This window comes from Flavobacterium hibisci (genome assembly GCF_020026925.1).
In the GTDB taxonomy this organism is placed as follows: Bacteria; Bacteroidota; Bacteroidia; order Flavobacteriales; family Flavobacteriaceae; genus Flavobacterium; species Flavobacterium hibisci.
In genome coordinates this window covers 203,366-216,434 of record NZ_JAIQDW010000002.1, presented here as the reverse complement: position 1 = coordinate 216,434, position 13,069 = coordinate 203,366, and the positions used below count along the sequence as shown (strand labels likewise).

General features: G+C 33.8%; 7 protein-coding genes. 3 read left to right on the top strand and 4 right to left on the bottom strand.

Annotated elements, in window-relative coordinates; translation table 11 throughout:
• Window positions 1-44: 44 nt before the first annotated feature.
• The 4 genes from K8B81_RS03295 to K8B81_RS03280 are packed head-to-tail and all read right to left on the bottom strand — an operon-like array spanning window position 45 to window position 8,760.
• Entirely contained in the window at window positions 45-1,739 is a 1,695-nt protein-coding gene (locus K8B81_RS03295) for a fasciclin domain-containing protein (RefSeq protein ID WP_223678771.1), read from the bottom strand.
• Between the two features lie 11 nt (window positions 1,740-1,750).
• Entirely contained in the window at window positions 1,751-3,250 is a 1,500-nt protein-coding gene (locus tag K8B81_RS03290) for a RagB/SusD family nutrient uptake outer membrane protein (protein WP_223678770.1), read from the bottom strand.
• Window positions 3,251-3,266: 16 nt separating this feature from the next.
• Window positions 3,267-6,554 (bottom strand): SusC/RagA family TonB-linked outer membrane protein, encoded by a 3,288-nt coding sequence (locus tag K8B81_RS03285; protein WP_223678769.1) that lies wholly within the window; start codon window positions 6,552-6,554, stop codon window positions 3,267-3,269.
• Between the two features lies 1 nt (window position 6,555).
• Window positions 6,556-8,760 carry a fasciclin domain-containing protein gene (locus K8B81_RS03280; protein ID WP_223678768.1) on the bottom strand — a complete coding sequence of 735 codons (2,205 nt, stop codon included), beginning with the start codon at window positions 8,758-8,760 and terminating at the stop codon, window positions 6,556-6,558.
• Between the two features lie 1,152 nt (window positions 8,761-9,912).
• On the opposite strand from K8B81_RS03280, the gene K8B81_RS03275 reads away from it, so the two are divergent.
• The 3 genes from K8B81_RS03275 (at window position 9,913) to K8B81_RS03265 (ending at window position 12,574) form a co-directional block, all read left to right on the top strand.
• Window positions 9,913-10,854: an ROK family protein gene (locus K8B81_RS03275; RefSeq protein WP_223678767.1), complete on the top strand. Its 942-nt coding sequence runs from the start codon at window positions 9,913-9,915 to the stop codon at window positions 10,852-10,854.
• A gap of 29 nt (window positions 10,855-10,883) precedes the next feature.
• On the top strand, window positions 10,884-11,399 hold the full coding sequence (locus K8B81_RS03270; RefSeq protein WP_223678766.1) for a cupin domain-containing protein: 516 nt from the start codon (window positions 10,884-10,886) through the stop codon (window positions 11,397-11,399).
• 149 nt (window positions 11,400-11,548) lie between these two features.
• Window positions 11,549-12,574 carry a LacI family DNA-binding transcriptional regulator gene (locus tag K8B81_RS03265; protein WP_223678765.1) on the top strand — a complete coding sequence of 342 codons (1,026 nt, stop codon included), beginning with the start codon at window positions 11,549-11,551 and terminating at the stop codon, window positions 12,572-12,574.
• The last annotated feature ends 495 nt before the right edge of the window (window positions 12,575-13,069 follow it).

Below are 13,069 nucleotides of genomic sequence, written 5' to 3'. Positions count from 1 at the left end.
TTACTTAATTAAGTTTGAAATTAGATTTTTTTATTAATTCTTGATTATTTCATTGGTGCAAAACCACTTGTGCCAGAATTAAATTTTGGATACAACTGATCCATATCTACCGGGCGAAACTCTGCCACATCAAACCAGGCCTGCGCTGAGAATGCATTATTACTTTGTAACATTAGCTTATGTCTTCCCGTAGTGGTAATATCTACTGTACCTACTAAGCGGCAATTCATTTTACTGGAAGAAGGCTCAATATGACGTTTGTATCCCTGAGATTCTAATACTCTTTCTTCTATACTGGAGAATTTATTACCGTTTTCGAGCATATTGATTTGTCTTGACATTTCTACTCCGTCAACAAATACTTTTACAAGGCCTACTTTTGTATCTTGTCCTCTGTAAGAAATCCATAATTTATATTTTCCTTTAATAATGACTGGAGTCGTAAAGGTGATATTCTGGCAATTTCCATCTCTGAAACGATTAATTTCAAGACAGTCGCCATGCCAGCCAAAGCCTACTGTACCTCCTTTAGCGGCATCTTTGAAATATGTGATAGGATCGTTTGAATCCCAGGTAACATCTTTAAATAATGCTTTTGCTAAAGAGGTTTTAGGAGCTGCTCCAGGAATTCTAAAAACAGATGTAAGCTGCCTAAATTCATTTTGATCACAAAAATCAAAATATACAGGAGCCGGTAACCGTTTTTTGATTGCAAAATTAGCACCTACAATATGCAACACACCGTTTGAGGCAGTGACATCACTTTTTTCTCTTGTGATAGCAACACCTTTTTCTAATACGCCGTTAAAAACCTCTTCGTTTAACAGGATCACGTCCTTGTCAAGTTTTGCACTGATAACTTCAAGCGGAGCTTTAGTAACTAAAGCTGGAGAAATTGCTACATCTGCTAAATATTGTAATTTTGGTAAAATACGGTAGCTTACAAATAAATTCAGACTGTCTTTTGGATTTAAAGGCTCATGCAAATGACTATATTTTGTTTTTAACTCTTCTATATTATTAATACCAGCTGCTTTAAAAGCATCATTAGTCTGAGCTAAAACAGTAAGATAACTATCTATATCATTTTTTGTATAATCGATAGGCTTATCAAGTGCATCATACCACCCTGTAATTTTTAATGCTTCAGTAAATAAAGAAAGGTTTGTATCTTGTTCAATAGTTTTGGCTAATGTTTTATCTGCAACACGCAATACTTTGTCAATAACATGGATAACGCCATTTCCAACTTCAACATTCGATTTAAGGATACTGGCTTGTTTATTAACTGTTATACTGGATTGGCCATTTTTATTTGTCGCACCTGTTACTAAAAACTGACCATATAAACTTGGCGTGGCTATTTTTCCATCGGTAAACGATGTGGTATTTATTGTTTGGTTTAAGATGTGAAGTTTAACAACATTCTGTAAATCTGCCAAAGGAACTTCCTTTAATGAATTGGCACCTACATCCTTTAAATACGCATTTACTGCATCATTAGTAGGAAGGAACAAGGTGTAAGTTCCATAAGTATTCATAAATGAAGCATAATTGGTAATCTCCAGAGCTTCTAAAAACATAGAATAATCTGGTGTATCTCTTAAATATTCGGTAATGTTAAGAGTTTCATCTGTACTTTCCTTAATTTTTTGCTCAGAGCAATTTTGAAACACTAAAGCAATCAAAAACACTAAAGTAAATCTCAAGAGGCCAGGTAATCTTAATAATCTTTTCATGTCTTGTTATTTTATTTATAAAATGGATTTTGTACAAGTTTTTTATTGGTATAAAGCTCGTAAGTATTAATAGGCAAATAGTGGCTGTTTGGGTCTTTTAATTTTGCAACTATCGATTGCTGTTGCTCAGGAGGTGCGCTTAAAAGAGCAGCATCAGTTAAAATATCTAATCTTTCGTAGTTGTTTCTTCTGGCATTACGAAGCATATCAAACCAGCGTTTGCCCTCAAAAGCAAGTTCACGCGAACGTTCTGCTAATATGTAGTCAATCACTTCTTTTTTATTATCAGTACCAATTGACTCAGCTGTCTGGTCTATTGCATCATGCTTTAACCTGACATAATCAATAATTGCGAGGGCTTCTGATCCTCTGTTCAATTCAGCTAGTGCTTCAGCCTGCAGCAGTAATACATCTGCATAACGATATACAAACCAATGGGTATCTGCATCCTGCAAATCTTTTCTGTTATCGTTGTCTAAACCTACATATTTATAAATCTCATTTGTTCCGGCAACCAAAGCAGTACGGTCACCGCGAATATCTTTATTGGCAGGATTTTCAAAGTCAACCCCAAACACATCTTCTAAAACAGTTGCTGAAGCCAAAAACTGTGGCCTAAAAGTAAATATACCGTAAAATGGGCCTAAATTTGTTTTCGTATACTGAAATTCAAAAATACTTTCAATCGAATTTCCTTTTGCAAAAACAGTATTAAACCATACATTGTTTGAAGCTTCAATTAAATCAAATTTACCCGATTTAACTATTTTTTCAGCAGCATCATAAGCTTCCTGAAAATTATCATTCCACAGATAAACATCTGCCAGCATTGCATTAATGGCATAAACTGTAATGCGTCCTTTGTTAGATGCATTATCACCATAATCTGCAACAGCGTATCCTTCTGCTAATTTAAGGTCTTTGATTACCTGGGCAAATACTTCTTTTTGGGGACTAGCAGGCAATTGAAAATTATCTTCATCAGTAAGTGTTGCTGTTAATTTTAAAGGGACATCTTTAAAAGTTCGTGCCAGTGTAAAATACAAGTAGGCTCTTATTGCCAAAGCTTCAGAAAGAAAATGATTGAGCTGAACCTGAGTTAATGTTGGATCATTTTTTAGAACAGTAGGTGCAAGATCTATTATAGTATTACAATAATTAATAGTTCTGTAAAAGATAGCCCAGTTAGTCAAATCATTGGATGCCATAATGTTCGAGTACATAATATCTCTTTGATCTTCAGTAACATTTGGGCCCGGGGCAATCATATCTCCTCTTAATTCTCCATGCATGAATAAATACTGAGACATAGGGAGATCACTTACACCAGGAGGCGAGTTTAAAAGAGAAGAATACATACCTATTACAGCTCCCTGAATGTCTTCTTTGGTTTTCCAAAATTCTTCGCGGATAATTCCGTCCTGTGGGCGTAAATCTAAGTAATCATCGCAGGATGATGCAGAGATAAAGAGGGTGAAGATGGCGAGAATGGTTTTTATTTTAGTTTGCATAATTCAAATTTTATTATTAGAAACGAACTGAAGCTCCTACTGTAATACGTTTTGTTGGCGGCGTACTGGAATTATCCCTTGCAATAGCGAAAGGATCTCCGGACTTCATACTTACTTCAGGATCCTGACCTCTATACTTAGTAAAAGTGATTAAATTGTCAGCCGTTATGTAGCAGTTTAAGTCACCCAGTCTTAATTTTTTTATTAAATTCTTACCGAAAGTATAACTAAAAGTGACCGAACGAAGGCGGGCAAATGAGGCATCTTCAACATAACGGTCTGAACCTAACCAGTTGTATCCTGCACCATAAACTGCTCTTGGCATATCGGTTACATCACCCGGATTGCGCCATCTTGATAAAACGGCCGTGCTTTGGTTACTGTACCCGTACATGTTAGTAGTTTTCATGTCAGCTTCATTTACTACTTCATAACCCACTCTGTATGTGAAATAAAGTAATAGCCTGAATTGATTATTAAAAGATACTGTAGGTCCAAAACCACCTGAGAATTTAGGATTACTATTTCCTAAATAAACAACATCACGGCTGTCGATATTTCCATCATGGTTTACGTCCTCGTACATAGCATCTCCGGGCTGGAAAACATAATCAGTAATAGGATAATTGAAACGCATAAAGACGTCCTGACCATTAGGGCCAACAATAGTGTTACCATTGGCATCTTTAGCTTTTGTTGCATTGAGATCGGTATAGACTCCTTTAAAGCGGTAACCGTAAAATGACCCAAAAGGATTGCCCACCTGAAGGAATCGCTTGTATTCTCCGTTTCTGTCAGTATTTCCACTTTCACTTGGATAATATTCAGAGATTTCCGTAACTGTGTTTTCATTACTTGAAACATTGAAATTGAAATCAATTTTCCATTTATTAGATTTTAGGGGAGTAGTGTTAAGCGCTATTTCGAATCCTTTGTTTTGTAGTGTACCTACGTTCTGATCCACACTATTATACCCAGAAATACTGCTTAACTGAAGGTTATCGAAAATAAGGTCTTTAGTAACATTTTTATACAAATCGACATCTAAAGTAATACGGCTTTTAAATAATTGAAGGTTAAAACCTAAGTTAGTACCTTGTAGTGTCTCCCAGCGTAAATTACTCAATTCAATATTAGAAGGGAAAACCCCATTAAGTCCTAAATATTGAGTAGTGTAGTTAGAATAAGTGTTGAAATAAGTATAATCAGCTTTTGGGGCTCTTCCTGATTCTCCGTAACTCGCCCTGATACTCAAATCGTCAAGAAATGAAATGTTTCTCATGAATGATTCTCCTGAAACTCTCCAGCGACCTGATATAGAAGGGAAAAAACCATATCTGTTTTCCGGGCCAAATTTAGAACTTCCGTCTCCACGTACACCGACATTAAGAATGTAACGATCCAGTAAACCGTATTGTACGCTCATTAATGCACCTACAGTTCTGGCCTGACCATTACTAGTATATAAAAATAGATCAGAGTTTTGCGTTCTTGAAGGAACCGATGGGTCTGTTAATACAGGTGAAGCCGTATTAGAGGTCATTGATCTGTGAGTTGTGTACATAAAATCATTGGTCTGCAATGATAATAAGGTTTGTAAAGTTTGTTTTTCTCCAATATTTGGTGTCCAGATAAAGTTTGTTTTAGTTACAATATTAGACTCGTCACTATCTGCATCTGAGGCTCTGTTTACTGCTGTTTCAGTAAAAGGACGTCCTGTTGCATTTTGTGGCAGAAATGCTTTCGATTTTGTGCTTTTATAATCAAATTGTAAATCAAAAGTGGAGATGAATATTTTAGGGATAATATCAACATTTACATTAAAATGCGGTGTTATACGATCCTGCACCTGATCGTTCATAGCATATTCAGCCATTGCAAGCGGATTATATGTGCCAGAATAAGTTCCCTGAATGTTAAACGCCGGAGAAAAATAATTTGGTGTAAGATTTCCCATTTCATCATATTCATAAATACTCATATTTGGCATTTTAGTGAAAGCAACAGCGCGTAAACGGTCGCCATCCTTATCATCAAAACTGTTTACATAGTTGCGCTGCGTTTTAGTATGAGTATAAGCGATATCGGTTCTGAATTTAATTCGGTCAGAAACGATATAATCCAAATTTAATCTGGCATTTAATCTTTCCAGCCCCGTTCCTACGGTTACCCCTTTTTGTTTGTAGTAACCAACAGAACTAAAATAGCGTGCTTTTTCTCCTCCACCCTGTAAAGAAAGATTGTGTTCATGTGTTAAACCTGTTTGTGAAATAGCACCTACCCAGTCTGTGTTTTGTCCATAATTTTTATAGTTGTAAACATCTATAGGATCATATTGAAATTCTTTAACAAGCCACGTATTCAATGGAATTCCGTTTCTGTTCATAACAGCTTCAGGAATCAGCTGAGAGTACTGGTCACCACTTAACATCGGAATAGTAGAAGGTAATTTTGAATAAGTTGACTTATAGGTGTAAGAAATTTTAGGGGAACTCACTCCTCCGCGTTTAGTCGTGATTAATAAAACCCCGCTGGCAGCACGTGACCCCCACATTGCGGTAGCAGCAGCATCTTTCAAAACCGTGATACTTTCAATATCTGTAGGGGCAATGTTTAATAAAGCAGAATAACTTTCTGAATCTGCTGTTCCAAAATTAAAATCATCCGGTACCGCTGTTTCATATGGCATACCATCAACTACAATCAAGGGGTCTGAGGAGCCGGAAATAGAAGAAGTTCCCCTTATCCTGATTTGCATCCCTGCTCCCGGATCACCACTGGTAGATGTAATGTCCACCCCGGCCAGACGTCCCTGTAAAGCTTCATCAATAGTAGGTGCCTGAGTATAAGCTAAGTCGGCAGCATTTATCGAAACTGAACTGGTAGTCCTGTTTCTGTCATCAATTTTCATTAAACCGTTATCAGCTTTTTTTGTATTGGTAACCACTACCTCGGTTAATGATTCTACAGTAGAAACAAGTGCAATTTTAATTGATTCCCTGCCTTTAATTTCGATGCGCTGAGATTTATATCCTATGGTAGAAATAAACAATTTATTATTTGGATCTTTTACACGTATGGCAAAATTTCCATCGATATCTGTTATGGCACCAGAAACAGTACGGTTTTCAGAATCTTGTTCTGCAATTGTTGCTCCTGGGATACTTAGTTTATCACTTGAGTCGATAACCTGACCACGAACTAAAAAAGTTTTATTTCCTTGTTGTGCCAAAGCTGGAAAAGCAGTCAGTAAAACTAAGGCAAAAGTAAAACTGTAAAATATATTTGTAATTTTTTGTCTCATTTTATTGTTGATATGTAAGATAGTTATCTACTAAATGAATTAAAGATCTGTCTGCCAGGTTGTTGCTTTGGTTGGATATGTAGTGTGCCAGGTTTAAATACGAATCCCTGAAAGATAAAGTCCCTGGAGTACTTTGAACTAATACATAGGTTTTTTCACCAAAATCATCCTTTCTTAGCGTTTCAAACTCACCGGTTGTTAATCCGTCATCAGAAGCTATTTTGTTTACTAAGATGTGCGCACGGATAAAATTTGCAATCCTGTCCTTATCATATTGAGAAGATGGGGTAACAGATGGAGGTAAAACATCTTTAGTAATTGCTTTTGCAATTGCAGCATTATTTGGGATTACAAAAGTGTAAGAAGTACCTAATTCAACGCCTTGGATTTTACCCGTAACAGCGTCATATAAAGAAGAATTTTTAAGGTAATTAAAAAAAGAAAGATATTCAGAATTAGCCGTTTCCGATAAGCGTTTTATTTTTAATCCCTGCATTTCCTCACTATATTGAAGTAAATTATCTACATAATAAGTTCGGCCATTTTGCTGGTCTTCGTGACCGATTATTCCAACTGGTACACCACCTGTTACTTCATTTCCGGCGGCATATAGTTTATTGTTCTTCCATTTGATATATTCGCCAGGAAGATCCATATCGCCTGTGCGAATAATTCCTGAACCCGACAAATCATCTAATTCACCGTTTGGAGTTAGTACTATTCCATTATACAAAATGCGTAATAAACGGGCCCTTGCCAGACCACTTGCAATTGAAGAACCTCCAACTGCGGGATTAATATAGGTCCATGATGAAAGTGTAGCATTATATCCAAATCCCATCTCCATAAGTTTAGCATCTGATGGTAAGAAAAGGGTATATCTTGTACTAATATTGCTAATCATTTCCTTCAGTCCCGATCCATCATTCATTAATCTTGTAGCCATGGTGAATTTCGGATCTAAATATGCCGAGGTATAAACACTGTAAAACAAATTCGATTTTTGAATTTTTTTAGTGCCATAAAAGAATCCGTTGCTTAAAATTTTAGCCTCAGCAATATCACTGTTAAAATCAAATCTTAAATTCTCATTTAAAGCATTACTGTTGCTCGGACCCTTAGATGGCCAGACAGCATTTTGGACCATGTGGGCATTAATAAAATCACGAAAGATGTATAGAGGAAGTACATTCAGAGAAGAATAATTTTTGAGTAATACCTTGTCTATAAATTCTTGTAGAGGTTCATTTTCAGGGACTAACAGGGTGTACAAATCACTTTGGCCATCATTATCAGCCTGTTTCAAATAGTTTTCATTGTTAGGAGAAAAAGATAGAGAAGGATCGTAAAATTTAATGTAAACATCATCTGATTTTCCACTGTAATTACGATATGTGTTTGTAACTTCCTGACTAAAAAAGTAAGAAACCAGCCCGTGATCTTCCAGTAATTCACGAAACTTACTATATTTTGGGTTTTGTTCTAAATATTGCTCAAGTGTAGGTAACGGCAGATTTACTTTGTCAATCTCATGTATGATTCCGTTTTCAGCAATAATGTCGGCTTGGGTAACTTTAGAATCTAGTACATTAAATCCGGAGTATTTCGCATTCGGATAGAAATAATTAAAATCGACAGCACTTAAACTCTTTGATGCGAAATACTCATCTGTAAAGTAACTGATATATTTATTATTATTATCTCCAATTGCATAACCCCCATTACGATTGGCACTGACAATCACTTTAGATTGTCCATTAATTGTTTTGGTAATGAACCCATCATAAAAAGCTGTTCTTCTTCTAAAAGCATTGTCTGGAATCCATCCCGTTCCGGACTGGTAGTCTGAAAGTTGTTCTGTACGGAAAGCATTGTATATAAGTGCATAACGAACAATTTTACCAGCAGTTTCTGCGTCAATTTTATTTACATCTGTAATGCTTTGCTGCTGAAAATATTTAGTAAAAGCCTCGTCATTAGGAGCCATCATAGTCCAATAACCGGCTTTGCCTAAGATATCCTTGTATCCCGCTTTTTCAATTAAAACCAGAAGATTTTTAAAATTGCCACGTGCTTCCAACTGTTGGTAAATAGGCGGCTCTAAGGTATCTGGTCGGCCATAATAATCATCATAAGCATCCTTGCTGCAACTCGATAGCAGGATTAGAAATGAAAAGGCAAGTAGTTGGTGTATTTTTTTCTTCATTCTGGTTAATTTAAAATAATGAGGACGATTGGTTTTAACTTTTTTTTAGTAAAATATAGATATGTCAAACCTAAAAGGTTATGCTGCTAATTCTATCCTGCACTATCCTGTTTTTTTTTATATGTGTTTTTTTAATATCAATTAAATATTAATTCAATAATCTATATGTTAATATTTTAAAAATACGTTAAACGCGATGTTTGTAGGGCTTCAACAGTATTTACTTGTAATTGTGAGTAATTTAACATTGTGAAAAAAAAAATTTATTTTAACAAAAAATGATTAGCATTTATGAGTTAAATCAATGATTATGAAGCGACATGAATGCTTTTTTTTGTAAAGAAATTTCAGATAGATTTTTAATAAGTTGACTCATTGGTTATCGCCTGATATCTATAGGGATTCATTAATTATAAAATATTAGATACTTGTGTGTAATTGCGCATTAGCTGTAAATCAGTTGAGAATTTAAAAAACGATTAATATTTTAAAATATTAATTGAAATATTTTGAATACTAAATCGTTTTAGTATATTTGCCTGCTTATTATTCGTTTATGACAATAAGTAATACGATTTCAAACTATTTATTTTATTGATTTTGTTATACTTAGTATATAAAGAGATTGTCATATCCGTTAAAAAAAGCAAGTAATATTTTGAATCATATTTCAATTTTTCAATACAATCAGAATTTTTATTATACATCAATTCATGATTCCAGATGAATATCAAGCTTTTTTAACTTCTCGTTTGTGATGTTTTTGTGTTAATTTCTCAGATGGAAAGGCTTAACCTAATTGATAAGAAGGCTACTAATCTATATGTAGTTGAACCATATGGATTGTTTTTCTTGTACGAAAAGATGGGTTATCAGCAGATCATTGGCATAGTAATGAAATCAGATATGCTGTTATGAATCAATTTTACAAAAGAATATTTCTGGAGTACTAAAAGAATAAATCAAGAATAGAATTATATACGAGAATAGTATTGTTTTTTGACAATATAGTATCAAATGGCGAAAGTCTTTCTTTTTAGGTTTGGATATTATTTTAATCTAAAAAACAAGCTTTAACTGAATATAAATAGAATAAAAAGTATAGTCAATTCAATAATTGATTGTAAGTTAAAATAATTAAAACGATTAAAAATGTCAATAACAATAGGTATCGATATAGGTGGGAGCCATATTAGCAGTGCAGCTGTAAACAATGATGATTTAAAAATAATCCCGGATACATATTTTAGCGGATCTGTAGATTCTAAAGCATCAAAAGAAATAATAATTCAAAAATGGGCACTTGTAATTAATCAAACCATTAAGGTACTTGAGAAAAACGGAATGATTTTTTCAGGTGAAAACATCAGAATCGCTTTTTCCATGCCAGGTCCGTTTCAGTATCAAACGGGAGTAGCTATGTTTACAGGTAATGATAAATATGAATCATTATATAATGTTTCGGTGTCAGATGAACTGCGGAAATATTTATGCACAAAAGAGGTAAGTTTTAGGTTTTTGAACGATGCCAGCTGCTTTGGAGTCGGTGGAGCTCTTAAACCAGAATCTAAGGGGAATAATAAGGTGGTAGCAATTACTTTGGGAACCGGATTTGGAGCTGCATTTTTAGATCATAAGCTGCCTGTAACACAAGGAAGTAATGTGCCAGACAATGGATGTTTATGGGATAAGCAATTTAAAGACAGTATTGCAGATAGTTATTTTTCAACCAGATGGTTTTCAAGTGAATATGAAAGTATAAGCGGAGAAAAATTGACAGACGGAGTGAAAGAAATTACCAGTATCAAAAATTATTCAACAGCAAAAATATTTGATGACTTTGCGGATAATTTAAGTACTTTTTTATCTCCGTATCTTCTTGATTTTGATGCCGATTTATTAGTAATTGGAGGAAATATTGCAAAATCTCACCGTTTATTTTTGCCTAAACTAAAAGTGAATTTTAAAAATAATAATATTGATTTAGCAATACGTATTATTGAAAATACTGAAGAAACGAGTATTATTGGTTCAAGCTATCTTTTTAATGAGGTTTTTTGGGAAAAGATAAAAGCAGAACTGCCAGCTTTTTAAAATTAAATTAATTATTATAAAAGTATACAATGAATATAGAAGTCTCAAAGCAAGATAGTAAAGCAACAGTATTTGAAAAAATTAGAAATGAAATCCAAAAATACAATTTCAATATTATAAATGAAGATCAAACCAGGCCATGGGGAGGCTTTTTTGTAATTGATGAAACTCAGGCAAATGACTTTATTGCGTTGTTTTTTTCGCATTTAAAACTAGATGAGGTTAAAATCACAAATAAATTAAGCCCAAAAATTTTAGTTGTAGCTCCTGATAGCAGACTTTCGTGGCAATATCATTTCAGAAGATCAGAAATCTGGAAAGTTGTTACAGGACCTGTTGGAGTAAAAATTAGCGATACTGATGTTGAAGGAGAATTAAAAACCCTGAATAACGGCGATTTTATTCAAATGGATAAGGAAGAACGTCATCGTTTGATTGGTTTGGATTCATGGGGTGTTATTGCAGAAATCTGGCAGCACACAGATGAAAATAATCCTTCAGATGAAAATGATATAGTGCGGCTTCAGGATGATTTTGGCCGCTAGAATTAGTTTGTTCTTTAAGTTAATACACTTTGAGGTTGAGCAGGAGTTTTTATAAATCTTTAAATTCCACTAAATTAGATTTTAACAATAAAGTATAACTTTACTATATTTGAGCCAAATTTGTGGTTAAAAGTTAAAAAGATTCTTAAATGAAAAAGAAACCTGTTTCTATTAGAAATATTGCTGACGAATTAAAAATATCTGTTACAACAGTATCATTTGTTTTGAATGGTAAAGCAAAAGAAAAACACATTTCTAAAGAGCTTACTAAAAAGGTTTTAGATTATGCGAAATTGATTAATTATAAGCCCAATCAAATTGCGCAGAGTCTGCGTACAGGTAAATCAAAAATTTTAGTTTTTATGGTCGAAGATATTTCAAATAATTTCTTTGCCAAATTAGCTCGTATTTTTGAAGACATTGCTTACGATAAAGGATATAAAGTTATTTTTTGCAGTAATGAGAATGATGATGAGAAATCAAATGAGCTCATAACATTATTCAATTTTCGTCAGGTTGACGGATTCGTTATCGTTCCATCGCCGGGTATAAAAGATACAATTGAAAATTTAATAAAAGACAATATACCCGTTGTGTTATTAGACAGGTTTTTTGAGGGACTGGATTGCAATAGTGTTGTTGTTGATAATGAAAAGGCGTCTTTTGATGCGACACAGCATTTGATTGATAATCAGTTTAAAAACATTGGTTTTGTTACGATTGCCCCAAATCAGAGTCAGATGGAGGGCCGTCTTTGCGGATATCTTAAAGCAATAAATGAAAATGGGTTAAAACCCCACACACTGGAAATTCCTTATGATGAGGTGTATAAAGGAAAAGGCAAAGAACACATTAAAAATTTTTTTGATGCCGGGACAGATTTAGATGCTGTGTTTTTTGCAACCAACTATCTGACTCAGACGGGACTGGAAATTTTTAAGGAAAATAATCCGTCTTTAATACATGATCTTGGGATAATTTCATTCGATGATAATGATATGTATAAAATATACAGCCCGACTATTACATCTGTTTCCCAGCCATTAAATGATATAAGTACAAAATTAATGGAAATCATGCTTCCTCTTTTGAAGAAAAAAGACGTGACAGAAACTGTTCAAAAAGTTATGGTCAATGCAGAACTTATTGTGCGCGAATCATCATTAAGTAAATAAGCAAGATTTTAAAAAAAACTGTTCAAAAAACGAAAAATGCTATAATCTGATTGTCAATGCTAATTGGCAATCAGATTATTTTTTTTAAATCAGTTTTTAGAAGAAAATAAGGACTTTTACACCGCTAACTCAAATCTTCGTATCTATTTATCCTTCGAAAATTATAACGTTTTCGTTAGCTTTTATTGAATTATATTTAAATAATTCCCTTATTTTAACTTATGTCTTATAATATTAACATAAAATTTATATTTAGTAAAAAATATTTTTTTTTACTAAAACGTTTTAGTATGTTTGCTATGAATTAGTTTACTAATGAATGATATAGCTTTTGATTTTAGGATTTACCGGGATCTTTTAACCTTCAAAAAAGCCCTTATTGATTTTTTAGCGATGCTTACAAGAAATAGTTTTTATTCTTTTTTTAAAGCTGTTTGCTTAAAGCGGGAAAACTGATTTGATTCAAAAACTAACCTTAAATTTTTATGATGAAAC

What these genes read in the sequence shown, in the direction of transcription:
- K8B81_RS03290 (WP_223678770.1), bottom strand. Translation starts at nt 3,250, where the DNA reads ATGCAAACTAAAATAAAAACCATTCTCGCCATCTTCACCCTCTTTATC.
- K8B81_RS03275 (WP_223678767.1), top strand. Translation starts at nt 9,913, where the DNA reads ATGTCAATAACAATAGGTATCGATATAGGTGGGAGCCATATTAGCAGT.
- K8B81_RS03285 (WP_223678769.1), bottom strand. Translation starts at nt 6,554, where the DNA reads ATGAGACAAAAAATTACAAATATATTTTACAGTTTTACTTTTGCCTTA.
- K8B81_RS03295 (WP_223678771.1), bottom strand. Translation starts at nt 1,739, where the DNA reads ATGAAAAGATTATTAAGATTACCTGGCCTCTTGAGATTTACTTTAGTG.
- K8B81_RS03280 (WP_223678768.1), bottom strand. Translation starts at nt 8,760, where the DNA reads ATGAAGAAAAAAATACACCAACTACTTGCCTTTTCATTTCTAATCCTG.
- K8B81_RS03265 (WP_223678765.1), top strand. Translation starts at nt 11,549, where the DNA reads ATGAAAAAGAAACCTGTTTCTATTAGAAATATTGCTGACGAATTAAAA.
- K8B81_RS03270 (WP_223678766.1), top strand. Translation starts at nt 10,884, where the DNA reads ATGAATATAGAAGTCTCAAAGCAAGATAGTAAAGCAACAGTATTTGAA.